The organism is Nocardioides sp. J54 (assembly GCF_000519005.1).
Classification (GTDB): Bacteria; Actinomycetota; Actinomycetes; order Propionibacteriales; family Nocardioidaceae; genus Nocardioides.
This window is the reverse complement of sequence record NZ_JAER01000025.1, coordinates 1-23,949: the sequence shown is the minus strand read 5'-3', so window position 1 is coordinate 23,949 and position 23,949 is coordinate 1. Positions and strand designations below refer to the sequence as shown.

At 73.9% G+C, this 23,949-nt stretch carries 22 protein-coding genes, 2 tRNA genes and 1 other RNA gene; 13 read left to right on the top strand and 12 right to left on the bottom strand.

Translation table 11 applies throughout. The features are described from left to right. The first annotated feature begins 32 nt into the window (after nucleotides 1-32). From NOCJ54_RS26150 to eccB, 3 genes are all read left to right on the top strand, one after another. Nucleotides 33-344: a WXG100 family type VII secretion target gene (locus NOCJ54_RS26150; RefSeq protein ID WP_051485908.1), complete on the top strand. Its 312-nt coding sequence runs from the start codon at nucleotides 33-35 to the stop codon at nucleotides 342-344. Between the two features lie 89 nt (nucleotides 345-433). Next, nucleotides 434-1,942, top strand: coding sequence for a type VII secretion integral membrane protein EccD (eccD, locus tag NOCJ54_RS0115465; protein WP_028656214.1), 1,509 nt, complete (start codon nucleotides 434-436; stop codon nucleotides 1,940-1,942). Further along, nucleotides 1,942-3,369 carry a type VII secretion protein EccB gene (gene eccB / locus NOCJ54_RS0115460; RefSeq protein WP_028656213.1) on the top strand — a complete coding sequence of 476 codons (1,428 nt, stop codon included), beginning with the start codon at nucleotides 1,942-1,944 and terminating at the stop codon, nucleotides 3,367-3,369. Before eccD ends, eccB begins: the two co-directional genes overlap by 1 nt. A gap of 56 nt (nucleotides 3,370-3,425) precedes the next feature. Here eccB and NOCJ54_RS0115455 read toward each other — a convergent pair. Continuing rightward, nucleotides 3,426-3,514: transfer RNA gene (locus tag NOCJ54_RS0115455), tRNA-Ser, on the bottom strand. Between the two features lie 134 nt (nucleotides 3,515-3,648). Here NOCJ54_RS0115455 and ffs point away from each other — a divergent pair. From ffs to NOCJ54_RS0115425, 7 genes are all read left to right on the top strand, one after another. Beyond that, an RNA gene (ffs, locus tag NOCJ54_RS29060) (signal recognition particle sRNA small type) lies at nucleotides 3,649-3,739 on the top strand. Nucleotides 3,740-3,795: 56 nt separating this feature from the next. Then, nucleotides 3,796-5,925 carry a DNA polymerase III subunit gamma and tau gene (locus NOCJ54_RS0115450; RefSeq protein ID WP_028656212.1) on the top strand — a complete coding sequence of 710 codons (2,130 nt, stop codon included), beginning with the start codon at nucleotides 3,796-3,798 and terminating at the stop codon, nucleotides 5,923-5,925. 62 nt (nucleotides 5,926-5,987) lie between these two features. After that, on the top strand, nucleotides 5,988-6,398 hold the full coding sequence (locus NOCJ54_RS0115445; RefSeq protein ID WP_051485907.1) for a YbaB/EbfC family nucleoid-associated protein: 411 nt from the start codon (nucleotides 5,988-5,990) through the stop codon (nucleotides 6,396-6,398). A 13-nt stretch (nucleotides 6,399-6,411) separates the two neighbouring features. Then, nucleotides 6,412-7,008, top strand: a complete 597-nt coding sequence (recR, locus tag NOCJ54_RS0115440; protein WP_028656210.1) for a recombination mediator RecR — start codon at nucleotides 6,412-6,414, stop codon at nucleotides 7,006-7,008. After that, a complete protein-coding gene (locus NOCJ54_RS0115435) occupies nucleotides 7,005-7,664 on the top strand; it encodes a DUF5063 domain-containing protein (RefSeq protein WP_084255283.1) in 660 nt (219 codons plus the stop codon). The genes recR and NOCJ54_RS0115435 overlap by 4 nt, the downstream gene beginning before the upstream one ends. 100 nt (nucleotides 7,665-7,764) lie before the next feature. Beyond that, a complete protein-coding gene (locus NOCJ54_RS0115430; protein WP_028656208.1) occupies nucleotides 7,765-9,045 on the top strand; it encodes an aspartate kinase in 1,281 nt (426 codons plus the stop codon). A 5-nt stretch (nucleotides 9,046-9,050) separates the two neighbouring features. Continuing rightward, entirely contained in the window at nucleotides 9,051-10,091 is a 1,041-nt protein-coding gene (locus NOCJ54_RS0115425; protein WP_028656207.1) for an aspartate-semialdehyde dehydrogenase, read from the top strand. A gap of 91 nt (nucleotides 10,092-10,182) precedes the next feature. Here the strand turns inward: NOCJ54_RS0115425 and NOCJ54_RS28405 are convergent, their stop codons facing one another. The 3 genes from NOCJ54_RS28405 to NOCJ54_RS0115410 all read right to left on the bottom strand — a co-directional run bounded on the left by NOCJ54_RS28405 (nucleotide 10,183) and on the right by NOCJ54_RS0115410 (nucleotide 12,366). Beyond that, nucleotides 10,183-11,154, bottom strand: a complete 972-nt coding sequence (locus tag NOCJ54_RS28405) for a hypothetical protein (RefSeq protein WP_028656206.1) — start codon at nucleotides 11,152-11,154, stop codon at nucleotides 10,183-10,185. Between the two features lie 107 nt (nucleotides 11,155-11,261). Further along, a tRNA-Pro gene (locus tag NOCJ54_RS0115415) sits at nucleotides 11,262-11,335 on the bottom strand. Nucleotides 11,336-11,433: 98 nt separating this feature from the next. Further along, the gene (locus NOCJ54_RS0115410) at nucleotides 11,434-12,366 is read right to left on the bottom strand and encodes a metallophosphoesterase (RefSeq protein ID WP_051485906.1); all 933 of its coding nucleotides are present in this window, start codon (nucleotides 12,364-12,366) and stop codon (nucleotides 11,434-11,436) included. Nucleotides 12,367-12,402: 36 nt separating this feature from the next. Between NOCJ54_RS0115410 and NOCJ54_RS0115405 the strand changes: the two genes are divergently transcribed. Then, nucleotides 12,403-12,861, top strand: coding sequence for a GatB/YqeY domain-containing protein (locus tag NOCJ54_RS0115405; protein ID WP_028656204.1), 459 nt, complete (start codon nucleotides 12,403-12,405; stop codon nucleotides 12,859-12,861). A 94-nt stretch (nucleotides 12,862-12,955) separates the two neighbouring features. Here NOCJ54_RS0115405 and NOCJ54_RS0115400 read toward each other — a convergent pair whose 3' ends face one another. Beyond that, on the bottom strand, nucleotides 12,956-15,310 hold the full coding sequence (locus NOCJ54_RS0115400) for a penicillin-binding protein (protein ID WP_028656203.1): 2,355 nt from the start codon (nucleotides 15,308-15,310) through the stop codon (nucleotides 12,956-12,958). A gap of 225 nt (nucleotides 15,311-15,535) precedes the next feature. Between NOCJ54_RS0115400 and NOCJ54_RS29055 the strand changes: the two genes are divergently transcribed. Then, on the top strand, nucleotides 15,536-15,814 hold the full coding sequence (locus NOCJ54_RS29055) for a WhiB family transcriptional regulator (RefSeq protein ID WP_028656202.1): 279 nt from the start codon (nucleotides 15,536-15,538) through the stop codon (nucleotides 15,812-15,814). 116 nt (nucleotides 15,815-15,930) lie between these two features. Here NOCJ54_RS29055 and NOCJ54_RS0115390 read toward each other — a convergent pair whose 3' ends face one another. From NOCJ54_RS0115390 to NOCJ54_RS0115365, 6 genes are all read right to left on the bottom strand, one after another. Then, a complete protein-coding gene (locus NOCJ54_RS0115390; protein WP_036518259.1) occupies nucleotides 15,931-17,109 on the bottom strand; it encodes an ArsA family ATPase in 1,179 nt (392 codons plus the stop codon). Next, nucleotides 17,109-18,125: an ArsA-related P-loop ATPase gene (locus tag NOCJ54_RS29530; RefSeq protein WP_145725532.1), complete on the bottom strand. Its 1,017-nt coding sequence runs from the start codon at nucleotides 18,123-18,125 to the stop codon at nucleotides 17,109-17,111. The genes NOCJ54_RS0115390 and NOCJ54_RS29530 overlap by 1 nt, the downstream gene beginning before the upstream one ends. Nucleotides 18,126-18,196: 71 nt before the next feature. Beyond that, nucleotides 18,197-20,620: an FtsX-like permease family protein gene (locus tag NOCJ54_RS0115380; protein WP_028656200.1), complete on the bottom strand. Its 2,424-nt coding sequence runs from the start codon at nucleotides 20,618-20,620 to the stop codon at nucleotides 18,197-18,199. Next, complete coding sequence (locus NOCJ54_RS26140) at nucleotides 20,620-21,426, bottom strand: ABC transporter ATP-binding protein (protein WP_084255281.1); 807 nt, start codon at nucleotides 21,424-21,426, stop codon at nucleotides 20,620-20,622. The genes NOCJ54_RS0115380 and NOCJ54_RS26140 overlap by 1 nt, the downstream gene beginning before the upstream one ends. A 96-nt stretch (nucleotides 21,427-21,522) precedes the next feature. Further along, nucleotides 21,523-22,245 carry a response regulator transcription factor gene (locus NOCJ54_RS0115370; protein WP_051485904.1) on the bottom strand — a complete coding sequence of 241 codons (723 nt, stop codon included), beginning with the start codon at nucleotides 22,243-22,245 and terminating at the stop codon, nucleotides 21,523-21,525. Then, nucleotides 22,242-23,405, bottom strand: a complete 1,164-nt coding sequence (locus NOCJ54_RS0115365) for a sensor histidine kinase (protein WP_051485903.1) — start codon at nucleotides 23,403-23,405, stop codon at nucleotides 22,242-22,244. The genes NOCJ54_RS0115370 and NOCJ54_RS0115365 overlap by 4 nt, the downstream gene beginning before the upstream one ends. Nucleotides 23,406-23,527: 122 nt before the next feature. On the opposite strand from NOCJ54_RS0115365, the gene NOCJ54_RS29525 reads away from it, so the two are divergent. Further along, nucleotides 23,528-23,680 carry a hypothetical protein gene (locus NOCJ54_RS29525; protein ID WP_157514924.1) on the top strand — a complete coding sequence of 51 codons (153 nt, stop codon included), beginning with the start codon at nucleotides 23,528-23,530 and terminating at the stop codon, nucleotides 23,678-23,680. 21 nt (nucleotides 23,681-23,701) lie between these two features. Here NOCJ54_RS29525 and NOCJ54_RS30340 read toward each other — a convergent pair. Beyond that, a partial coding sequence (locus NOCJ54_RS30340) for a hypothetical protein (protein WP_232221729.1) occupies nucleotides 23,702-23,949 on the bottom strand: 248 nt, incomplete at its 5' end.

The following is a 23,949-nucleotide window of genomic DNA, read 5'->3' as shown; positions in this document are numbered from 1 at the left end:
AGGCACACCCCCAGAGCTGAGGAGACACCACGATGACCGCTGACTTCGGATCCCTCGACGGCCTGCGCGTGCAGCACGGCGCCCTCGACGCCGCCGCCCAGGCCATGTACAACACCGTCCGCAAGATGGACGAGAGCCTCAACCACCTCGAGCAGGACGTCGCCCCGAAGGTCGCTACCTGGAGCGGCCAGCAGCAGGAGGCCTACCGCGCCTCGAAGGCCGCCTGGGACTGGGCGATGCAGGAGCTCAAGGACCTGCTCGACCGCAGCCACCAGAGCGTCTACCAGTCCAACGCCGAGTACCTCGCCGCCGACCGCCGCGGCGCCGGACGGTTCCAGGACTGAGCACCACGGCTCCGCCACGACCGCCCCGGGCCGGGCGGGGCGGCCGTGCCACGATGACCCCCTCGACCCTCTCGGGAAGGTGTGAGCAGATGACGCAAGCCAGCCGGGCGCCAGGCACGGTCGCGTCCGGGCTGGTCCGGGTGACGGTCACCTCGGGCACCCGGCGCGTCGACCTCGTGCTGCCCGGGGCGGTGCCGGTCGCCGAGCTCCTCCCCGAGCTCGCCCGCAGCGTCGGGCTGCTCGACCCGGCCACCGTGCACGGCGGCTACCGGGTCGTCACCGCCGACGGCCGCCGGCTCGGCCCGGACACCGGGCTCACCCTCCAGGGCGTCGAGGACGGTGGTCTGCTCACCGTCACGGCCGGGGTCGACGAGCCGCCGCCACGGGTCTACGACGACGTCGTCGAGGCGATGGCCGACGTCGTCGAGGAGGACCTCGAGCCGTGGCGCCCGGCCACGGGTCGTCGTACGGCACTGGTGGCGGCGAGCCTCTTCCTCGCCCTCGGCGCTGCGGCCCTGCTGGTGCAGCGTGGGTCCGACCTCGCTGCGGGCGCGACCGTCGCGGTCGCCGTCGGGCTGTGTGCCGGTGCCGTGGTGCTGTCCCGCGTCCAGCGCGAGGCGGAGGCGGCGGTCGGCGTCGCCTGGCTCGGCGCCGGGTACGCCGCCGCGGCGGGCGTGATGCTCGCGCCGCAGGACGCCGCGCTGCTCGGCCGGCCACTCGCCTGGGCGGGCGCGGGTGCCCTCCTCGCCGGGCTGGCCTGCGTGCTGGGCCTCGGCGCCGGGCGGACCCTCGTCTTCCCGCCCGTGGTCGTCGGCGCGCTGGGCCTGCTCCTCGGCCTCTACCTCGACGCCGGCGACGGGGCCGTCGGCGCGGCCGAGGTGATGACGGTGGTGCTCTGCCTCGCCGTGCTCGCCGGCAGCGTGTTCCCGTGGCTGGCCCTGGGCGCCACCTCGACCCGCGTCCCCGAGCCCCACCCGGTCATGGGGGCCGTGGAGCCGAACGCGACCACCCCGATCACCCCGACCACCCCGACCGCCCCGACCACCCCGACTGCACCGCCGGGCACCGACGTCGCCGAGATCGCGGACCTCGTCGCCGGCACCGACCGTGCCGACCGTGCTGCCGGCGTCGACGTGGCGCGCCAGCAGGTCGCCGCGGACGCGCGGGTCGCGCACGAGATCCTGCTCGCCATCACCGGCACCGTCGGCCTCCTGGTCGTGGTCGCCGCTCCGCTGGCCGTCAGCCTGGGCGTTGCCGGCACCCTGCTGGCCGTCGACGCGTGCCTGGTCGTCATGTTGCGCACCCGGCAGTACCGCACCGGCAGCGAGGTGCTCGCCGGCCTGGTGTCGGGTGTCGCCGGGCTCGCGGCCACGGCGCTCGCGGTGCTCGTCCTGCACGACGACTGGCGCCCGACGCTGAGCGCGCTGCTCGCCGTCGTCGGCGCGGTCCTGCTCGTCGCCACGCTCGTGCCGGCTGCCCCGTCCGTGCGGCGCGGGCGGCTCGGCGACGTCCTCGAGTCGACGGCACTCATCGCGCTGCTGCCCCTGCTCGTCGTCGCGGTCGGGCTGTTCGAGTCCGTGCGCGGGGCGCTCGGCTGATGGCGTCGAGGAAGGACCTCGTCGAGGCCCACGCGTTCAACCGGCGCCGCCTGGTCACGGCGTTCGTCTCCGGCGCACCCGGTGGGCGCGAGGTCGAGCCTGCCCGACCGAGCCGGACCGTCGTCGGCGGCATCGCCCTGTCGGTGCTCCTGCTCGCCGGCGCTGCGGTCGCCGGTGCCCTCACCCAGCGTCCCACCGTCGACTGGGACCGCCCCGGCCTGCTCACCGACGACCGCGGCGCGCTCTACGTCATCCTCGACGAGGCCCGGGCGCAGGGGCACGAGCAGCTGCGCCCGGTCGCCAACGCGACGTCGGCCCGACTCGTCCTCGGCGCCGACGTGACGACCACGAAGGTCCCCGACGACGTCCTGGCCGACCGGAGGAAGGGACCCTCGATCGGGATCCTGGACGCGCCCCCCACGGTCCCCGCCGCCGACCACCTGCTCAACACCGGGTGGGTCGCGTGCACCGCCGACGGCAAGGGGGTGCAGGCCGAGGTGCGACCGACCCGGTCGGTACAGGTGACGCCCGACCTCGGGTTCGTCGTGCGCGGCGTCCCGAGCGGCCAGCGCTACCTCGTCGCCCAGGCGTCGGTCCCGGGGCACCCCGTGCGCGCCTACGCCTACCGCGCCCCCGACCGGGACGGGCTGTACGCCGACCTCCGCCTCGACGCCAGCAACGAGGTCCGCGTCCCCGACGCCTGGCTCGACCTGTTCCCTGCCGGCGGCGCGCTCACGGCGAGCGGGCTCGGGCTGCAGGGCTGGGGCGAGCCGGTCGACCTGCCCGGCTACTCCAGGGCCCGGGTCGGCGACTTCCACGAGCGCAGCGGCCAGCACTACGCCGTGAGCCGCGACGGGTTCGTGCTGCTGAGCGACTTCGCCCTCGCCGTGCTGCGCAACACCCCGGTCGGCGGCGGCCTGCCGCGTGCGGTCCGCGCCGTGGGCGGCGAGCGCGACTTCCGCACCGCCGCCCGCACCTACGACGCCCGCTGGCCCGAGGACCTGCTCCGCGACGGCGCCGCCCAGCGCACCGACACCCTCTGCGGCGTCCTCGAGACGGCGGAGGACGAGGAGCCGGCCGTGCTGCTGGCGACCTTCCCCCCGGGCTCGGCGATGATCGGTGACGTCGGCCCCGCCCAGGCCGCCGTCGTGGTCGAACCGGGGTACGGCGCCGTGGTGCGCTCCGCGGGCTGGGACACCTCCCGCAGCGACAGCGTCCACCTCGTCGACGACACCGGCCGCAGGTACCCGGTCGCGGGGCGCACCGAGCTGGAGAACCTCGGCTACCGCCGGGTGCCCCCGGTCGTCGTACCGGCCACGTGGCTCGGGCTTCTCACCCCCGGCCCCGAGCTGTCGCAGTCCGCCGCGCTCTGCCCGCCGCGAGCCTCGTCGCCGGGCTCGACGGCGAGCGGTGCGGCATGCCCCTGAGGCGGGTGCCGGTGGAAATGCGAGACGGCGCCGACCCGCTGGTCGACGCCGTCCGATGGCGGAGGTAGGGGGATTCGAACCCCCGAGGGCTGTTAACCCAACCCGCTTTCCAAGCGAGCGCCATAGGCCACTAGGCGATACCTCCGCGGAGGAGGTTACCGGTCGGCGACCGGGTCGAGGAAATCGCCTCGTACCCCGCTCGACTCCCGCGTGGGTGCCGCTCGGGTCCGCCCGGCCCGGAGTTCGGTGCGCCCGGTGGGGTCGTCTACAGTGGGGGACAACCCCCCGTGCGGCGGTATCTCACCCAACTCCCCCAGGGCCGGAAGGCAGCAAGGGTAAGTGAGCTCTATCGGGTGTGCGGGGGGCCTTTGCGTCCCGGGGCCGGTGCCCTGTCGGGGTGTCGGGGCCGCTGGTTAGTGTTCAGGGGTGGACTCCCCGCTTGCGCTCTACCGCCGCTACCGGCCCGAGACCTTCGCCGAGGTGATCGGTCAGGAGCACGTGACCGAGCCGCTGCGCGCCGCGCTGGCCGGCAACCGGGTCAACCACGCCTACCTCTTCTCCGGGCCGCGTGGTTGTGGCAAGACCACCAGCGCGCGGATCCTCGCCCGCGCGCTGAACTGCGAGCAGGCCCCGATCGCCGACCCGTGCGGCGAGTGCGAGAGCTGCCGCGACCTGTCCCGCAACGGCCCCGGGTCGATCGACGTCATCGAGATCGACGCGGCCTCGCACGGCGGTGTCGACGACGCGCGCGACCTGCGCGAGAAGGCGTTCTTCGCCCCGGTGAAGAGCCGCTACAAGGTCTACATCATCGACGAGGCCCACATGGTCACCACGCAGGGCTTCAACGCCCTGCTCAAGCTCGTCGAGGAGCCGCCGCCGCACCTGCGGTTCATCTTCGCCACGACCGAGCCGGAGAAGGTCATCCCGACCATCCGCTCGCGCACCCACCACTACCCGTTCCGGCTGATCCCGCCGCGGCTGCTGACGAGCTACCTCACCGAGCTCTGCGAGCGCGAGGGCGTCTCCATCGAGCCGGCCGCGCTCCCGCTCGTGGTGCGCGCCGGCGCCGGGTCCGCCCGCGACACCCTCTCGGTGCTCGACCAGCTGCTCGGCGGTGCCGGACCGGCCGGCGTCACCTACGACCTGGCCAGCGGCCTGCTCGGCTACACCCCCGACACGCTGCTGGACGACGTGGTCTCCGCGTTCGCGAGCGGCGACGGCTCGGCGGTGTTCGGTGTGGTCGACAAGGTGATCGAGACCGGCCAGGACCCGCGCCGGTTCACCGAGGACCTGCTGCGCCGGCTGCGCGACCTCGTGATCCTCTCCGCCGTCCCCGACGCCGCCGCGTCCGGCCTGCTCGACGTGTCCGGCGACCAGGCCGACCGCCTCGTCGCGCAGGCCAACGCCTTCGGCCGCGCCGAGCTCACCCGCGCCGCCGACCTCGTCGCCACCGGCCTCACCGACATGCGCGGCGCGACCGCGCCGCGGCTGCTGCTCGAGCTGATCTGCGCCCGGATCCTGCTCCCGGCCGCCGACCACAGCACCGAGGGCGTCATGGCCCGCCTCGACCGCCTCGAGCGCCGCATCTCCATCAGCGGCACGACGTCCGCCGAGGCCGCCCCGGCGGTGGCCCCCGTCGTCCCGGCCCAGGACCGCCCGGCGCCGTCGCGCGCCGAGCGCGCCGCGCCGGAGCGGGTCGACGAGCGCCCGGCCGCCGCGGCCCCCGCGATCCAGCTGCAGGTCGTCCAGCCGCCCGCCCCGCAGCAGCCTGCCCCGGCCCCCACCCAGCAGCCGGCCCAGCAGCCGGCCCAGCAGCCGGTCGAGCAGCCGGTCGAGCAGCCGGTCGAGCAGCCGGTCCAGCCCACGCCGCCGCCGGCGCAGCGCCCGGAGCCCGCAGCGTCCCAGCCGCCGGCGCCCGCGCCGGCCGCCGGCGGGGGCAGTGGGGGCAATGGGGGCAGCGGGCTGACCCTGGTCGACATCCGCCGGCTGTGGCCCTCGGTGATCGACCGGGTGAAGGGCGTCAAGCGGGTCACCTGGATCCACCTGACCCAGAACTCCCAGGTCGTCGCGTTCGACAACAACGTGATCTCGCTCGGGTTCCAGGCCGACGGCCCCCGCCGTTCCTTCGAGTCGGGCGGGCACGCCGACATCGTCCAGCAGGCGGTGATCGACGAGATCGGCGCCACGGTGCGCATCGACGCGATCATCGACCCGGCCGCCCAGCCCGGCGGCACCCCGCCGCCCGCCCCGGCGGCTCCTCCCGCGCAGGCCGCCCCGGCCCAGCCGGCGGCCGGCTCCCCGGAACCGGCCGGTGACGCCCCGCCGTGGGCGGTGCCCGGCGACGCGGCACCCGCGGCCCCGGCCGAGCCGACCCCGCGCCGGCCCCGGATGGCCGACATCCAGGCCCGCGAGGACGAGTACGCCGCGGCCCCGCCGGAGGACCCCGACGCGCACGTCGACCTCGACGACGCCGAGGTCGACGCCGAGTCGAGCGCGGAGCTGCTCGCCCGCGAGCTCGGCGCCCAGGTGATCGAGGAGATCCCGCGCGGCGGCTGAGTCGCCCCGCCCACCCCGACCCGCACCACTGCCCACCACACCCCCGAGGGAAGAGACGACCGATGAGCCAGAACCCGTTCGACGCGCTGGGCGGAGGCGGTGGCCTCGACCTGAACGCCCTGCTCCAGCAGGCCCAGCAGATGCAGGAGCAGCTGGTCGAGGCGCAGCAGCGCCTGGCCGACGCGACCGTGGAGGGCACCGTCGCCGGCGGTGCGGTGAGCGTGACGCTCACCGGCTCCGGCGAGCTGACCGCCGTCACGATCAAGCCCGAGGCGGTCGAGGGCACCGACGCCGACGCGCTCGCGGACCTCGGTGACCTCGTCGTGGCGGCCTTCCGCGACGCGCGGGCGAAGGCCGACCAGCTCGCCCAGGACTCCCTCGGCCCGCTCGGCGAGATGGGTGGCATGGGCGGCCTCCCCGGCCTCGGCGGCTCCGGGCAGGCTCCGGGCCAGCCCGGCCAGCTCGGGTTCTGATCGGGCACCAGCCGTGTACGAAGGTGTCGTCCAGGACCTGATCGACGAGCTCGGCCGCCTGCCGGGCGTGGGTCCGAAGAGCGCGCAGCGGATCGCGTTCCACCTGCTGCAGGCCGACCCGGCCGACGTACGCCGCCTCGCAGACGTGCTGGTCGAGGTCAAGGACAAGGTCAAGTTCTGCACCGTGTGCTTCAACGTGGCCGAGGACGACCAGTGCCGCATCTGCCGCGACCCGCGCCGCGACCCGTCGGTGCTGTGCGTGGTGGAGGAGTACAAGGACGTCGTCGCCATCGAGCGCACCCGGGAGTTCCGCGGCCGCTACCACGTGCTGGGCGGGGCGATCTCGCCGATCGACGGGATCGGGCCGGAGCAGCTGCACATCCGTGAGCTGCTCACCCGCCTCGGTGACGGCACGGTCACCGAGGTGATCCTGGCGACCGACCCGAACCTCGAGGGGGAGGCCACGGCCACCTACCTCACCCGGATGCTCGGCCCCCTGGGGTTGCGCGTCACGCGTTTGGCCAGTGGACTGCCGGTGGGAGGGGACCTCGAGTACGCCGACGAGGTCACCCTCGGACGGGCATTCGTCGGAAGGCAGGCAGCGACATGAGCGGACACGGCAACGGCACCGCCGACACCAGCGGCGAGCAGCTTCCAGGGCTCGCGGCCCTCGAGGCGCTGATCGCGGTCGAGACCGAGACGGTGCGCTTCGCCGACGACATCGCGTCGTCGGTGCGTTCCTTCCTCGACGGCCTGCGGGTCGTCGCGGCCGAGGCGACCGGCGGTCAGGCGGTGTCGCTGCTGCTGCTGCAGATCGGCCAGATCGCGCTGACCGGCGCCCGGCTGGGCGTGCACCGCGACTTCTCGCCCCGCGAGGAGTTCCAGCCGGACGACGGCCCGGACCCCGACCTCGACGAGCTGCGGCTCCAGCTCGCCGAGCTGCTCGGCGACCTCGACACCTACAGCTACGTCTTCGACCCCTACCAGCCCGAGGTGGTCGAGGGCCTGCTCTCCGACGACCTCACCAGCGTCGCCGCCGACCTCGCGGTCGGGGTGCGCCACTACGAGGCCGGTGACGTCGAGGAGGCCCTGTGGTGGTGGCAGTTCTCCTACGTCTCGTCGTGGGGCACCCTGGCCGGTGCGTCGATGAAGGCGCTGCTCTCGGTGGTCGCCCACGACCGGCTCGACGTCGACCTCGCCAGCACCGGGGAGATCGAGCTGGTCGAGGCGGCGTCCGCCGCGCTGGACAGCCCCGAAAACGCCTAGCGCCGCTCGGTAGAATCGCCCCGGAGCCAGGCTCCGAGGCCCGGCGGCCAGGCGGTCGCAGGGTGCGTCCCTTCCCCCGAACCGCCAGGAGTGAGCCCCCGTGGGCATTGTCGTGCAGAAGTACGGCGGCTCGTCGGTCGCCGATGCCGCCGGCATCAAGCGCGTCGCGCAGCGCATCGTGAACACCAAGAAGGCCGGCCACCAGGTCGTCGTCGTGGTCTCGGCGATGGGGGACACGACGGACGAGCTGATCGACCTCGCCAACGAGGTGTCGCCGCTGCCGCCGGCGCGCGAGCTCGACATGCTGCTCACCGCCGGTGAGCGCATCTCGATGGCCGTGCTGGCCATGGCGATCCAGAACCTCGGCCACGAGGCGCGCTCGTTCACCGGCTCGCAGGCCGGCGTGATCACCGACGCCGCGCACGGCAAGGCCAAGATCATCGACGTCACGCCGGGCCGCATCGAGGCCGCGATCAACGAGGGCGCGATCGCCATCGTCGCTGGATTCCAGGGCGTCTCGCAGACGACCAAGGACATCACCACGCTGGGCCGCGGCGGGTCGGACACGACCGCCGTCGCGCTCGCGGTGGCGCTCGAGGCCGACGTGTGCGAGATCTACTCCGACGTCGACGGGATCTTCACCGCCGACCCGCGCATCGAGCCCCGCGCCCGCAAGGTGCCGCGGATCTCCTACGAGGAGACCCTCGAGATGGCCGCGCAGGGGGCCAAGATCCTGCACCTGCGGTGCGTCGAGTACGCCCGCCGCTACGGCATGCCCGTCCACGTCCGCTCCTCCTTCTCCGAGAAGGAGGGCACCTGGGTCGTCAAGGCCGAGGACGTCCACCAGGAGGATCAGAACATGGAAGCCGCGATCATCACCGGCGTCGCCCACGACCGCAGCCAGGCCAAGATCACCGTCGTCGGTGTCCCGGACAAGCCGGGCGAGGCGGCCGCGATCTTCCGCGCCGTGGCCGATGCGCAGATCAACATCGACATGATCGTGCAGAACGTCTCGGCGGCCGCGACCAGCCTGACCGACATCTCGTTCACGCTGCCGGCCGGCGAGGGCCAGACGGCGATGACGGCGCTCTCGCGGCTGCAGGAGAGCGTCGGCTTCGACAGCCTGCTCTACGACGACAGCGTCGGCAAGGTGTCGATCGTCGGCGCCGGCATGAGCTCCTCCCCGGGCATCTCGGCGCGCTTCTTCGAGGCGCTCTCCGAGGCCGGGGTCAACATCGAGATGATCTCCACCTCGGAGATCCGGGTCTCGGTCGTCGTGGCCGAGGCGCAGGTCGAGGCGGCGGTCAACGCCGCGCACGCTGCGTTCGAGCTGGGCTCGGACGAGATCGAGGCCGTCGTGTACGGCGGAACGGGTCGCTGATCACCATGGGCATCAACATCGGAATCGTCGGCGCGACCGGGCAGGTCGGTGTCGCGATGCGCCAGATCCTGGAGGAGCGGAGCTTCCCCGCCGACCAGGTCCGCTTCTTCGCCTCCGCGCGCTCCGCGGGCAAGGTGCTGCCGTTCCAGGGCAAGGACGTCGTCGTCGAGGACGTCGCGACCGCCGACCCGGCCGGGCTCGACGTCGCGCTCTTCTCCGCCGGCGCGACCACCTCCCGCGCCCAGGCCCAGCGCTTCGTCGACGCCGGCGTGATCGTCGTCGACAACTCCTCGGCGTTCCGCAAGGACCCCGAGATCCCGCTGGTCGTCTCCGAGGTCAACCCGGACGCGATGAAGGGCGTGGTCGAGGCCGGGCGCGGCATCATCGCCAACCCCAACTGCACCACGATGGCTGCCATGCCGATCCTCAAGGTGCTGCACGACGCCGCCGGGCTCCAGCGGCTCGTGGTGTCGACCTACCAGGCCGTCTCCGGCTCGGGCGTCGCCGGCGTGGAGGCCCTCGCCTCCGGCGTCGCGGCCATCGAGGACCCCCGGCCGCTGGCCTACGACGGCGAGGCCGTGCCCTTCGGCGACCCCGCGCCCTACGTCGAGACCATCGCCTACAACGTGCTGCCGCTGGCCGGCTCGATCGTCGACGACGGCCTCAACGAGACCGACGAGGAGCAGAAGCTCCGCAACGAGTCCCGCAAGATCCTCGGCATCCCCGAGCTGAAGGTCTCCGGCATCTGCGTGCGCGTGCCGGTCTTCAGCGGCCACTCGCTGGCCGTCAACGCCGAGTTCGCGGCCGCGATCACCCCGGACAAGGCGCGCGAGCTGCTCGCCGACGCCCCGGGCGTGCAGCTCGAGGAGGTCCCGACGCCGCGCAAGGCGGCCGGCAAGGACCCGTCGTACGTCGGCCGGATCCGCAAGGACGAGGGCGTCGACGGCGACCGCGGCCTGGCGTTCTTCATCAGCAACGACAACCTCCGCAAGGGTGCCGCGCTGAACACCGTGCAGATCGCGGAGCTCATCGCCGCCGCGCGCTGACGACAGATTCGCCGGTCGACCGGCGAAACTCACGCCTGACCGACAAAGCTTCGTCGGTCAGGGGTGAGTTTTGTCGGTCAGGTCTGCCCGCTCAGGCGTCGGCGGGCTCGACGAAGGTCTTGGTGACCCACACCGAGGCGAGGAAGCCGCCCACGCTGAGCAGCGGCACCACGACCAGCATCGACCAGTGGTCCAGGACGTCGATCAGGAACAGCAGCGCGACCACGGCGACCAGGCCGACGGCCAGGAAGCTGCTGCTGCCGGGGTCGGGGATCTGGAAGGTCCGCAGCAGGGCGCTGCCGAGCAGCACGCAGACCGCGAAGGTCGCGACCAGCAGCAGGAAGCCCGGACCGCCCCCGCACGACGACGTGCCGCGCACCGCCTCGCAGCCGCGCAGCGACAGGAAGGTCAGCACGACCATCGCCGCGCCCACGACGAGGCCGACCACGGCAGCCGCGCGGTACGTCGTCAGAAGCGGTTCCTGGCTCGCCAGGGCTGCGATCTCGGCGTCCTCGAGGTCGGCGTCGATGCCGGGCCCGGTCGCCGGCTCGGTGGCCGCCGGCCTCTTGAGGGCCGGCTTCTTGAGGGCCGGCTTCCTGGGGGCCGGCTTCCCGGCCGCAGGTTCCTCGGCGGCGGGCTTCTCCTTCGCCGCAGGCTTCTGCACGGCGGCGGCCGGCGCGGCCTCGACCGGCTCGAGGACCGTGGTCGGCTCCGGCTCGACGGGCTCCGGCTCGACGACCGGCTCCGGATCCGGGGTGGGCTCGACGACCGGCTCGGGCTCGACGACCGGGTCGACGACCGCTTCGGGGACGGGCTCGGCTGCCACGGGCTCGGCGGCCGCCTCGACGGTGGCTGCCTCGACGGGCGCTTCGGCCGTCTCCTCGACCGGCGCGGGCGTGGGCTCCGGGGCGCGCTCGGGCTCGGCGGGGGCCGGCTTGCGGGCGGCAGGACGGGACGACCGGGCGGGGGTCGGTGAGCCTGCCGGCTCGGCCGCCTTCTTCTTCCGGCCGAACAGCCTGGGCGCCTCCAGGCTGAGCTTCAGCTTGTCCTGCTCGTCAGACATGGGGGGAAGTCTGTCACGACCGCCCGGCGGATCGGCGTCGGCTCGGTCCCCGGAACGGACCCGGAAATGACAGCAGGTGGATCCCGTGGGATCCACCTGCTGGTCGGTCGGGCTGACAGGATTTGAACCTGCGGCCTCCTCGTCCCGAACGAGGCGCGCTACCAAGCTGCGCCACAGCCCGCCGTTCAGCGACCCCGGAAGGGCCACTCAACGCAGGGGAGCATAGCGGAGCGGAGGGCCTGATCCCGAATCGGGGGACGCCACGCGCCGACGCCGGGGTCAGGCCGCCGGGAGCAGGGTGAGCAGCACGGCCTCGGGCCGGCAGGCCACCCGGATCCGGGTGTAGGGGTTCGTGCCGATGCCGGCCGAGACCTCGAGCCACGACGAGCCGGGGTCGCCGGGCCGCGAGCCGGCCGGGTGGCGGTGCAGGCCGCGCGCCCGAGCCGGCTCGAGGTCGCAGTTCGTGGCGTAGGCGCGGGACCCGCCGGGCAGGGGCAGGCGGACCTGGCCGCCGTGGGTGTGGCCGGCGAGGATCGCGTCGTACCCGTCGGCGGCGAACTGGTCCAGGACCCGCAGGTACGGCGCGTGCGCGACCGCGAGGCGCAGGTCGGCCGCCGGGTCCACGGCCCCGGCGACGGCCGGCAGGTCGTCGTAGGACAGGTGTGGGTCGTCCACGCCGGCGAACGCGATGGTGGTGTCGCCGACGGTCAGCCGCGAGCGGCGGTTGGTGAGGTCGAGCCACCCGGCGCCGGTGAGGCCGGCGCTGAGGTCGCGCCACGGCAGCTGCGGGGTGTGCGTGTAGCGGTGCCCGGTGTCGGGGAGCACGTAGCCGAGGGGGTTGCGCACCCCGGGCTCGAAGTAGTCGTTGGAGCCGTGGACGAACACGCCCGGCACCTCGAGCAGCGGGCCGAGGCTGTCGAGCACGACCGGCACCGCGTCGCGATGGGCGAGGTTGTCGCCGGTGTCGACGACCAGGTCCGGTCGCAGGTCGGCGAGCGAGCGCAACCACTCCTGCTTGCGCCGCTGCCCCGGCGTCATGTGGATGTCGGTCAGGTGCAGCACCCGCAGCGGCCGGGAGCCCGCGGGCAGCACCCGCACGTCGAACCGGCGCACCGTGTACTGCCGCGCCTCCCACAGCGCGTACGACGTCACCGCAGCCCCCGCCGTGCCACCGAGGGCGGCGGTGCGCAGCAGCGTGCGGAGGAAACCCATGGGGACACTCTCCCGCACACCCGGCAGAATCGGACCATGAGCACCCTCAAGGACCGCCTGCGCACCGACCTGACCACCGCCATGAAGGCTCGTGACGACGTCCGGTCCTCGACGCTGCGGATGATCCTCACCGCCGTCTCCAACGCCGAGGTCGCCGGCAAGGTCGCCAAGGAGCTCACCGACGACGAGGTGCTGACCGTGCTCGCCAGCGAGGCGAAGAAGCGCCGCGAGGCCGCGGTCGCCTTCGAGGAGGGCAACCGCCCCGAGAGCGCCGCAAAGGAGCGGGCCGAGGCCGCGGTCATCCAGGACTACCTGCCGGCCCAGCTCGGCCCGGAGGAGATCGCCGCCGTGGTCAAGGAGGCCGTCGAGAAGCTCGGCGTCGCCGGCGCCGGCCCGAAGGCCATGGGCCAGGTCATGGGCGTGGTGACCCCGCAGGTCAAGGGCCGCGCCGACGGCGCCGCGGTCGCCGCCGAGGTACGTCGCCAGCTCGGCTGACCGCCTGCCCCGGTCCGGGGCACCGGCACGGACGCGACGAGGGGCTGACCGGTCCGGTCAGCCCCTCGTCGTGCGTCTGCGCCAGCCGGGCGGGTCAGTTCCCGCCGCGACCGCCGCCGCGGCCGTTGTTGCCGGGTCCGTCGCCCCCGCGGCCGCGGTTGCCCTTGTTGCCCTTGGGCTTGCGCTGCTCCTTCGGACCGCTGGAGATGTAGAGCGTGATCGTGTCGCCCTCGCCGGCCTTGTCGCCGGGGTAGGCGTAGGCGACCAGGCCGCGCTGGTAGCCCGACGTGCGGGACGGGCCGCGGACGGCGGTGAAGCCGGCTGCCTCGACCCGGTCGGCCGCCTCGTCGTAGCTCAGGCCGCCCACGGAGGGCACGGGGACCAGCAGGCCGGCCACGTCGGAGGACGACGGACGGACGAAGTCGTCGTCGGGCAGCCACTGGGCGATCGCCTTGAAGGTGTCGCCCCAGATCGGACCGGCGGTCGTCGAGCCGGAGGACGAGTAGAGGGTCCGGCCGCCGACGTACTTGTAGTCGAGCGACTCGGGCTGCCCGGCCTTGTTGACGCCGGCCACCATCGCGGCTCCGGCGAGGTTCGGCGTGTAGCCCGCGAACCACACGGCCTTGTTGTCGCTGGTCGTCCCGGTCTTGCCGGCAGCGGGCTGGCCCGGGTTGAGGGCCGCGCCGAAGCCGCCCGGCGCCACGACGCCGCGCAGGACGTCGTTGACGCCGTCGGCCACCGGTCCGGGCAGGGCCTGGGTGCAGTTCTTGTCGTACTTCTTCAGCACGTTGCCGTCGGCGTCCTCGATCTGGGTCACCGGGCGCGACTCGCAGTGCAGCCCGCGGCCGGCGAAGGTCGCGTAGGCCTGAGCCATGTCGAGCGGGCTGACGTCCGCGACACCGAGGGTGAAGGCCGGCTTCTGCCACTCCTTCGACAAGTCGATGCCCATCGCGCGGGCCAGCTTCCACGGCTCGCACAGACCGGTCTCGCGCTCGAGGTTCACGAAGAACGTGTTGACCGACTTCTGGGTGCCCTCGTAGAGGTTCGGGTTCGACGAGGAACTGGTCGAGTTCTTCGGCTGCCACACCTCGGAGCTCTGGTAGGGCCCGTCGCAGGTCTCGAACTGGTTGAGCGGGAAGTAGCCCGGGTTCGGCGCCGGGAAGGTGCGGGTCAGGGGGATGCCCTGCTTGATCGCGGCAGCCAGCACGAAGGCCTTGAAGGTCGAGCCGGGCTGGAAGCCGGCGGCGTCGCCGTACTTGCGCGGGACGGTGTAGTTGAGGAAGGTCTCGCCCTTGCCCTTGCCCATCGGGCGGGACTGGGCGAGCGCCCGCACGTTGCCGCTGCGCGGCTCCACGAGCGCGATGCCGCCGATGGCGCCATCGTCCTTGAAGACAGCCCGGCCGACGGCGTCCTGCGCGGCGCGCTGGAAGCCCATGTCGATGGTGGTCTTGATCGTCAGGCCGCCGTTGAAGATCAGGCGGTCGCGCTCCTCGGGCGTCTCGCCGAGGGCGGGGTCGGTCTTGAGCCAGCGCACGACGTAGTCGCAGAAGAACTGGGCACGGGAGTTCACGCAGCCGTTCGGCTGCTCCTCGACCTTGAGGCCGAGACCGGTGGTGACCAGCCGGTCGGCCTTCTTCTGGGGGATGACGCTCAGCTGCGCCATCCGCTGGAGGACGACGTTGCGGCGCACCTTGGCCTGGGCCGGGTTGCGGGTCGGGTTGTAGGCCTCCGGGCTCTGCACCAGGCCGGCCAGCAGCGCGGACTGGCGCAGGTTGAGGTCCTTGGCGTTGACGCCGAAGTAGTGCTGGGCGGCCGCCTGGACGCCGTAGGCACCGTCGCCGAAGTAGGCGGTGTTGAGGTAGCGCTCGAGGATCCAGTCCTTGCTGTGGCGCTTCTCGAGGGCGATCGCGTAGCGCAGCTCCCGCAGCTTGCGGCCGTAGCTGTCCTCCTTGGCCTTGCGGATCGCCTCCTCGTCACCGTTGGCCTGGGTGATGAGGGTCAGCTTGACCAGCTGCTGGGTGATCGACGAGCCACCCTGGGTCACGCCGCCAGCGGCCTGGTTGGTGAACAGGGCCCGCAACGTGCCCTTCAGGTCCAGCGCGCCGTGCTGGTAGAAGCGGTAGTCCTCGATGGCGACGATCGCCTCGACCATGGTGCGCGAGATCTGGCGCAGCGGGACGTTCACGCGGTTCTGGTCGTAGAGCGTCGCGATCGTCTTGCCCGCCTTGTCGAGCACCTCGGTGCGCTGCGGCAGCTGCTCGGTCTCCAGCTCCTGGGGCAGCTCGTCGACCGACTCGGCGACGTTGCGGGCGGTGAAGCCGGCGACGCCCGCGAACGGGATCGCGAGTCCGGACACGACGACGCCGAGGACGGCGGCCACCAGCAGCATGACTCCGAGGTGGGAGAAGACCTTGCCGGGCGGCAGGCCGTCGAACCGGGTCTTGGACATGCCGTCAGGGTACGTGACCGGTCCCGGCCGACCGGATTCGCCAGAGGTGCCCGGACGGACCGGAGGGCCTCGCGGTGACCTCCTCCTGTCTAGTCCGATGTGACTAGACAGGTTGGGCCCAACGAGCGGTAGCCGTCGGCAGTTGAATCCTTTACTTTGAACCGGACGGAACGACCGAGCGCTGTGGGGGTGCTGGCGTTCCGAGTGGGACCACAAGGGGACAACATGTGGGTAGATGACTGGGCTCCGCGCGCCGCGTGCCGCGAGGGCCAGCCGGACCAGCTCTTCGTGAGGGGTGCGGAGCAGAACAAGGCGAAGCAGGTGTGCGCGGGTTGTGCCGTGCGCACCGAGTGCCTCGCGGAGGCGCTGGACAACCAGATCGAGTGGGGTGTCTGGGGCGGCATGACGGAGCGGGAGCGTCGCGCTCTCCTGCGTCGCCGGCCGAACGCCTCGTGGCGCAAGGTCCTCGAGGACGCGCGCAACCAGAACGCCGCGCGCGTCTGACCGACCGCCTGGTGCGGCCCGCCGGGACACCCCGGCGGCCGTGCCGACGGTGCCACCGGTCGGGCACGGCCGGCGCCTGACGGACCGCCGTCGTACGACGGCGTCGCCGGTCGCTGCTACGCGCCCTCGGCCAGCAGGTCGCCGACCCGGCGCAGGCCGCCGAGGTCGTGCACGTCGCCGGCCAGGGCAGGCACGACGACCGTCTCCACCTGCGGGTGGGCGGTCGCGAACCGCTCGCGCAGCGTGCGCTCGCGCTCGACCATGCGCACCCGGTCGGCGTGCAGGCGCAGCAGCGCGGCCGCGACCGACGTGCCGTCGGTGCGGCGCAGGCGGTCGGCCACGGCCGTCGCCTCGTCGGCGGACAGGTCGCCGGCCGGCTCCGGGCTGGCCCGGTTGACGACCAGTCCGGCCAGCGGCATGCCGTCCTCGCTGAGCCGCTCGACGAAGTACTCCGCCTCGCGCAGGGCGTCGGGCTCGGGTGCCGCCACGACGAGGAACGCCGTGCCGTCGGCCTTGAGCAGCGAGTAGGTCTGCTGCGCGCGCTGGCGGAAGCCGCCGAAGACGGTGTCGAGCGCGGTCACGAAGGTCTGCAGGTCCTTGAGGAACTGCGCGCCCAGGATCCGGGTGAGCGCGTTGGTGATCAGGCTGAAGCCGGCGGTCATCAGCCGCGCCGGCCCCTTCGCCGGTGCCAGCAGCAGCCGGACGAACCGGCCGTCGAGGAAGCTGGAGAGCCGCTCCGGGGCGTCGAGGAAGTCCAGGGCCGAGCGCGACGGCGGGGTGTCCACGACGATCAGGTCGTAGGTGCCGGCCGCCTGCGCGTCGCGGTGGATCTGGCCGAGCTTCTCCATCGCCATGTACTCCTGCGTGCCCGCGAACGAGCTCGACAGCGCGACGTAGAACGGGTTGGCCAGGATCTGCTGCGCCTTCTCGGGGCTGGCCTGGGAGAGCACCACCTCGTCGAAGGTGCGCTTCATGTCGAGCATCATCGCGTCGAGGTGGCCCTCGCCCGCGACCCCGGCGACCGGGCGCGGGGTGTTGTCGAGGGCCTCGATGCCCATCGACTGCGCGAGCCGGCGCGCCGGGTCGATGGTGAGTACGACGACCTTGCGACCCCGCTCGGCGGCCCGGAGCGCGAGCGCGGCGCTCGTCGTGGTCTTCCCGACGCCGCCGGACCCGCAGCACACGATGATCCCGGTGGTCGGGTCGTCGAGGAGGGCGTCGACGTCGAGCGTCCCGGCGCGCTCGTGGGTGGCGGGTCCGACCCGGGTCGGACGGTGCTGGGTGCTGCGGGCCATCAGCGCTCTCCTCCTGCCGGCGCCATGCCCTGCTCGCGCAGGAGCCGGGCGAGCTCGTAGAGCCCGCCCATGTCGATGCCGCCGGCGATCCGTGGCAGCTCGTAGGACGGCACACCCAGGCCGGCGACCAGGGTGCGCTGGGAGTCCTCGAGCGCGCGGCGCTCGGCGTGGTCGGCGGCCTCGGCGAGCAGGCCGTCGACGAGCTCGGGGGTGACGTCGATCCCGCCGGCGGCCAGGTCGGCCTCCAGGGCGGCCCGGTCGAGGGTGCCGGCGCGGGCCGCGGCGAGCTGCTCGGCCGACAGGTCGCGGGGGCGGACCAGGTTGACCACGACCCCGCCGACGGGGAGCCCCGCGGAGCGCAGCTCGGCGATCCCGTCGGCGGTCTCCTGCACCGGCATCTCCTCGAGCACGGTGACCAGGTGGACGGCGGTCTGCGGGGACCGGAAGAGCGTCATCATCGTGTCGGACTGGGCCTTGATCGGCCCGACCTTCGCCAGCCCCGCCAGCTCGTTGCTGACGTTGAGGAACTGGGTGATCCGGCCGGTCGGCGGCGCGTCGAGCACGACGGCGTCGTACTCGATGGCGCCCTTGTTGCGGGCGTTGCGCTGCACCGCCTCGTAGACCTTGCCAGTCAGCAGCACGTCGCGGACGCCCGGCGCGATGGTGGTCGCGAACTCGATGACCCCGAACTTGTCGAGCGCCTTGCCGGCGCGGCCGAGCCGGTAGTACATCGCGAGGTACTCCAGCAGCGCCGACTCGGCGTCGATGTGCAGCGCGTGCACGACGCCGCGGCCGCCGGTGGCGTCGGGCAGGCCGGTGGTGAGCCGCCGCTCCTGGTAGGGGAGCGGGTCGACGTCGAACATCCGGGCGATGCCCTGGCGTCCCTCGACCTCGCACAGCAGGACGTTGCGGCCGCGGGTCGCCAGGGCGAGGGCGAGCGCGGAGGCGACCGTCGACTTGCCGGTGCCCCCCTTGCCCGTGACCACGTGCAGGCGGACCTTCCCCCAGTCACTCACGCGGCGCAGCCTAGTGGCCGGTGCGAAAGCGACCGGGGGATTCCGCCCTTTCCGGCGTGCTCGGGTGCCGCTCAGTCCAGGGCGAGCCCCGCGGCCGGAGCGGTGCGGGCGGCACGTCGCGCGGGCAGGACCGCCGCGGCGAGGCCGGCCGCCGCCGAGAGCGCCACGACGAGCCCGAGCTGGCCCCACGGCAGCACCAGCGCGGCGCCGGACACGGCCGGAGCGACCAGGGCCTGCACGCCGAGCCACGCGTAGGTCACGCCCAGCGCGGTGCCGAGCAGGGCGGCGACGCCGGACAGCAGGACCGCCTCGACGGCCAGCATCCGGCGCACCTGCCGGCGGGTGAGCCCGAGCGCCCGCAGCAGCGCGTGCTCGCGGCCCCGCTCGAGCACCGAGAGCCCCAGGGTGTTGGCGATGCCGACGAGGGCGATCACCACGGCGATCGCGAGCAGGCCGACCACGCCGCCGCCCAGGACGTCGAGCTGGAGGTCGACGTACGCACGGCGGGCGAGGCCGTTCTCGACGGCGGCGTCGACGGGGCCGCCGATCGCCTCGAGGGCCCCGGCGAGGTCCTCGGGGTCCGCACCCTCCGCGGCGCGCACCCACACGGCCTGCGTGCCGGGCGCGGGGGAGAGCCGGGCGAGGGTCTGCGGCGCCACCAGCGCCGCCTCGCCCCACCCCTCGCCGCCGCGCACCCGCAGCGTCGTGGCGCGACCGCCCACGACGACGTCGACGAGGTCGCCCTCGACGAGGTCGTCGCCCAGCAGGTCCCACGGCACGAGGACCTGCCTCGGCCGCGGCTGTGGCAGCGCCTGGTGCAGCACCGCGTCCGCCGCCCGGGTCGGAGCCAGCACCGGCAGCTCCTCGCCCGCGACGGTGGCCGGGGCGCCGGGCACGGGGACCGCCTCCGCCACGTCCTCGACGGCCCGCACCCGCGCCGGCAGGTCCGCAGGCAGCGGTCGTGGCGCGGTCAGGGCGAGGTCGACCGGGTGCTGGGCGTCCATCTCGTCCCCCACGGCGGTGCGGGAGCTGGCGAGCCCGGTGAGCACCGCGGTCGTCAGCGTCACCCCGATCAGCAGCGACGCCGTGGTCGCGGCCGTGCGCCGGGGGTTGCGCACCGCGTTGCCGGCAGCGAGCCGGCCGGCCGGGCCGACGGCACGCCCGACGAGCCCGGAGACGGCGCGCAGCGCGCCGGGCACCACCGCCGGGCCCAGCAGCAGCACCCCGAGGAAGGTGGCGGCACCGCCGAGCACGAGGAAGGCCGGTGCGGCGACGGCGACGGCGACCGCGAGCGCAGCCGATCCGGCGAGGACCAGCAGCATCCCGAGGCCGACCCGGGTGCGGCCGGGCGCGGTCGCGAGCCGGGTGCTGTCGTCGGGCCGCAGCGCCGCGAGCGGGCTGACCTGCACGACCCGGCGGGTGGGCAGCCATGCCGCCACCAGCGGCACCCCGACGGCCACGGCCGCGGCGACCACCAGCCAGGGGACGCTGACGGCGGCCGCGCCGAGGCGTGCCTCCGGCCAGCGGTCGTTGACCAGCGCCACCAGGCCACGGCCCGCGACGAGGCCGGCCCCGGTGCCGACCACGGCCGCCACGACCCCGAGGGCCAGCGACTCCGCGCGCACCGAGCGCAGCACCTGGCGGCGGGTCGCCCCGACGCAGCGCAGCAGCGCGAAGTCGCGGCTGCGCTGGGCGAAGAGGATGGCGAAGGTGTTGTTGATGACCAGCACCGCCACCAGCAGGGCGATCGTGGCGAAGAGCAGGGCGATGATCGCGACGACGTCGACGCCGTTGTTGACCTCGGTCTGCAGCTCCTGCACGAAGGCGCCCACGCGCACCGGCTCCGCCCCCGGTACGACGGAGCGGACCGCGTCGCGGGCGGCGCCGAACCCCTCGCCACCGGACCACGCCACGCTGCTGACGTAGAGCTCGTCCTGCCACCGGGACAGGTCGGACCACAGCAGGTAGACCGACGCCACCGAGAACGACGAGGGGGAGTCGGCGAGCCCGACGACGGTCACGTCGAGCGCGTCGGCGCCGGTGCCGACGCGCAGCCGGTCGCCGAGGGCGACGTCGTCGGCCTTCGCGGCGTTGGGGTCGATCAGCGCCTCACCCGGTGAGGCGGGGAACCGGCCGGCGACGAGCTCCTGCCAGCGGTGGTCCGGGCGGTCCGGCACCTGGCCGACGTCGGCGCTGGTGTCGACCACCGTGCCCCCGTGGCCGAGGGGCTGCAGGGTCCAGCCGACCAGCCACGCGTCGGCACCGGCCTCGGGTGCGGCGGCGAGGAGCCGGGCCGCGTCGTCGGCAGCCGGCCGGTCGAGCACGGCGTCGGCACCGTCGTACGGCTCGTCGAGGCCGGCGGTCAGGCCGTCACGGACGGCGGAGGAGAGGGCCGCGGTGACCACCACGAGCACGACCCCGACGACGACTGCGAGCAGCGCGGCGCCGTACCGCCGGGTGTGGGTGCGCAGCGAGGCGAGCAGGACGGTGCGCATCAGGCGGCCGCCGGGCTCAGCGCGGCCACGAGGTCGGCCGGGGCGGGATCGGTGAGCCGGTGGGTGATGCGGCCGTCGGCGAGGACCACGACGTCGTCGGCGTACGCCGCGGCGTCGAGCTCGTGGGTGACCATGACGACGGTCTGGCCGAGCTCGCGCACCGAGCCGCGCAGGAAGGACAGCACCTCCGCCGACGCGGCTGAGTCCAGGTTGCCGGTGGGCTCGTCCGCGAACACGATCGCGGGGCTGCCGACGAGGGCGCGGGCGATGGCGACCCGCTGCTGCTGGCCGCCGGAGAGCTCGGCGGGACGGTGGTCGAGCCGCCCGGTGAGGCCGAGGGTCTCCACGACGTGGTCGAAGCGCTCGCGCAGGTCGGCGCGGGCGCGGCCGGCGAGCTCGGTGGGCAGCCAGATGTTCTGCTCCGCGGTCAGCATCGGCAGCAGGTTGAAGGCCTGGAAGACGAACCCGACGTGGTCGCGGCGGAAGCGGGTCAGCGCGTCGTCGGAGAGCCCGTCGAGCGGCTGGCCGGCCACGCTGACCGAGCCTCCGGTGGGCTGGTCGAGGCCGGCGAGGCAGTGCATCAGCGTGGACTTGCCGGAGCCGGACGGGCCCATGATCGCGGTGAACCTGCCGGCCGGCAGGTCGAGGTCGACACCGCGCAGCGCGTGCACGACCGTGTCGCCGCGGCCGTAGCTGCGGGCCAGGCCGCGGGCGGTCGCGGCCGGCGCGGTCGGGGTCGTCGGGGCCGGCGGCGCAGGGTGGGTCGGGGGAGTGGGACGGGTGGTCGGTGAGGTCGGGAAGGACATGCCCCGAGCCTCGTCCGCCGCGGCCGCCAGGTCGTCAGGCCACGGCGTGAGCTGCAGGTACGACGACGGGTGGACGTCGCGACCGCCGGGGCGGGCTCAGTCCTCCTGCGGTCGGACGAGCCCGGTCTCGTAGGCGAGGACGACCAGCTGCACGCGGTCGCGGGAGCCGGTCTTGGCGAGCAGCCGGCCGATGTGCGTCTTCACGGTCGCCTCGGACACCACGAACTCTGCGGCGATCTCGCTGTTCGACAGCCCGCGGCCCACGAGCACCAGGGTCTCCCGCTCGCGGTCGGTCAGCGTCGCCAGTCGCTCGTCGGGTGCGGGGGCGTCCCCGGTCGCCGCGCCGGGGGCGGGCAGGGCGGACGCGAAGTGCTCCAGCAGTCGGCGGGTGGTGCTCGGCGCGACCACCGAGTCGCCCGCGTGCACGGTGCGGATGGCGCCCAGCAGGGTGTCCGGGGTGGCGTCCTTGAGCAGGAAGGCGGCGGCACCGGCCCGGATCGCGGCGAACGCGTACTCGTCGAGGTCGAAGGTCGTCAGCACCACCACCTGCGGCGCACCGGGCCGCTCGGCCAGCCGGCGGGTGGCCTCGACCCCGTCCAGGCGCGGCATCCGCACGTCCATCAGCACCACGTCACAACCGGTCACCGCGAGCCGCTGGAGGGCCTCGCTGCCGTCGCCCGCCTCGCCGACGACGGTGAGGTCGGGCTCGCTGTCGATGAGCATCCGGAAGCCCGCGCGCACCAGCTCCTGGTCGTCGACGAGGAAGACGCGGATCGGCGTCGGGGTCGCGTCGGGGGTGCCGTCGGTGGTCGCGGTCACCGGGGAATCCTCGCGCACACGCGGAAGCCGCCACCCGCCACCGGTCCGATGGCGAGGCTGCCGCCGTGGGCGGCGACGCGTTCCTGCATCCCGGCGAGCCCCAGCCCGCGGCCGTCGTCGGTCGCCGCCGCACCACGGCCGTCGTCGTGCACCTCGACGACCAGCTCCGGGCCGTCCTCGCGCACCTCCACCCTCGCCCGGGCGTCGGGTCCGGCGTGCTTGCGCACGTTGCTCAGCGCCTCCTGCACGATCCGGTAGGCGGTCAGCGCCACCCCGTCCGGCACCGCCGGGGCCGGGTCCGGGAGCGACCACTCGACGGGGGTGCCGGCGTCGCGGGCCTCCGCCAGCAGTGCGGGCAGGTCGGAGAGCCGCGGCTGCGGCGCGGTGACGCCGGTGTCCTCCGCGCGCAGGACCCCGAGCATGCGGCGCAGCTCGGCGATGGCCTCGCGCCCGGTGGCGGCGATCGTGCCCAGTGCCGGTACGGCGACCGCCGGGTCCTGCCGCGCGGCCGCACCCGCCCCGTCGGCCTGCACCACGATCGTGGTCAGGCTGTGCGCCACGACGTCGTGCATCTCGCGGGCGATCCGGTGCCGCTCCTCGACCGCCGCCAGCGCGGCCTGCTGCGCGGCCTCGCGCTCGAGCCGCTCACCCCGCTCGACCAGGGCGTCGACGTACGCCTGCTGGGTGCGCGCGAGCGTGCCGAGCGCCCACGCGACCACGACGAAGAGGGCGACGGGGACGAAATAGGCGGTGAAGTTCTGCCAGGTGATCGCCTGGTCGTCGAAGTTGGTGAGCCAGTCCACCGCCGCGACCCCGGCGCCGACCACGCCGACGAGGAGCGCGCCCGCAGCCGGCAGGGCGCTGGCGTGGCGGGCGACCGAGTAGGTCGCGACGGGGAACGCCAGCTGGCTCCACAGGGGGTAGTCGACGAGCAGCGCCTGGAGGCCGGTCGCGGCGGCGATGACGACGAAGACCTCCACCGGGTGCCGGCGCCGCCACAGCAGCGGGGTGATCTGGGCGGTCATGAGCACGCCGTCGAGGACGTCGACCAGCACGAGCACCAGCGGCACCGGCAGGAGCAGGAGCACGACCAGCGTGACGTCGAACCACCGCTCGGCGCGCGGGCCGAGCCGCAGGGGTTGCCTCAGTTGACGTGCCACGGCACCACCGTAGGTGGGACGGACGGGCGCGGCGTCCGACCCCGGTCTGATCCCCGGGCCGCCGGATCACCTCCCGGGAGGACGCGTTCCGGCGTACCGTGGAGGTGACGGAAGGAGTCGCCATGGCCGAGCAGCCCCGCACCGAGCGCTTCCGGCGCCTGCCCCCACCGGTGGACCCGTCGGCCGTGCGGACGGTGCACGACGTCGACCCGCCGCCGCCCGAGGAGGACGACGAGTACCGCGAGCTGCTCTGGGTGGTGAACCGCTTCGGCTGATTCCCTATTGGGGATCAGGCGTCAAGTGGCGGGTTGTTTGACGTCGTCGATGCCGGTTGTCAGGATCGTTGGTGGGGAAGGTCGCCTCGTGTGCCGACGCCGTTGGGTGTCTGGCTTTGCATGCCCCGCTGGGGCTTGGTGAGGGGCCTTCCCCGCCTTCTTGCTGCGGCGGCGCGAGCGCACCTCGGGTGGGACGGTCCACTGCTGGGCGATGATCTGCTTGGCCTGCGCTGCGGTGACGGGGGTGCCGTCGGTGTCGCAGATGACGT

Bases quoted from the DNA above. Each gene is read 5' to 3' on its own strand.
- NOCJ54_RS26150 (WP_051485908.1), top strand. From the start codon at position 33: ATGACCGCTGACTTCGGATCCCTCGACGGCCTGCGCGTGCAGCACGGC.
- eccD (WP_028656214.1), top strand. From the start codon at position 434: ATGACGCAAGCCAGCCGGGCGCCAGGCACGGTCGCGTCCGGGCTGGTC.
- eccB (WP_028656213.1), top strand. From the start codon at position 1,942: ATGGCGTCGAGGAAGGACCTCGTCGAGGCCCACGCGTTCAACCGGCGC.
- NOCJ54_RS0115445 (WP_051485907.1), top strand. From the start codon at position 5,988: ATGAGCCAGAACCCGTTCGACGCGCTGGGCGGAGGCGGTGGCCTCGAC.
- NOCJ54_RS0115435 (WP_084255283.1), top strand. From the start codon at position 7,005: ATGAGCGGACACGGCAACGGCACCGCCGACACCAGCGGCGAGCAGCTT.
- NOCJ54_RS0115425 (WP_028656207.1), top strand. From the start codon at position 9,051: ATGGGCATCAACATCGGAATCGTCGGCGCGACCGGGCAGGTCGGTGTC.
- NOCJ54_RS28405 (WP_028656206.1), bottom strand. From the start codon at position 11,154: ATGTCTGACGAGCAGGACAAGCTGAAGCTCAGCCTGGAGGCGCCCAGG.
- NOCJ54_RS0115410 (WP_051485906.1), bottom strand. From the start codon at position 12,366: ATGGGTTTCCTCCGCACGCTGCTGCGCACCGCCGCCCTCGGTGGCACG.
- NOCJ54_RS0115405 (WP_028656204.1), top strand. From the start codon at position 12,403: ATGAGCACCCTCAAGGACCGCCTGCGCACCGACCTGACCACCGCCATG.
- NOCJ54_RS0115400 (WP_028656203.1), bottom strand. From the start codon at position 15,310: ATGTCCAAGACCCGGTTCGACGGCCTGCCGCCCGGCAAGGTCTTCTCC.
- NOCJ54_RS29055 (WP_028656202.1), top strand. From the start codon at position 15,536: ATGTGGGTAGATGACTGGGCTCCGCGCGCCGCGTGCCGCGAGGGCCAG.
- NOCJ54_RS0115390 (WP_036518259.1), bottom strand. From the start codon at position 17,109: ATGGCCCGCAGCACCCAGCACCGTCCGACCCGGGTCGGACCCGCCACC.
- NOCJ54_RS0115380 (WP_028656200.1), bottom strand. From the start codon at position 20,620: ATGCGCACCGTCCTGCTCGCCTCGCTGCGCACCCACACCCGGCGGTAC.
- NOCJ54_RS26140 (WP_084255281.1), bottom strand. From the start codon at position 21,426: ATGTCCTTCCCGACCTCACCGACCACCCGTCCCACTCCCCCGACCCAC.
- NOCJ54_RS29525 (WP_157514924.1), top strand. From the start codon at position 23,528: ATGGCCGAGCAGCCCCGCACCGAGCGCTTCCGGCGCCTGCCCCCACCG.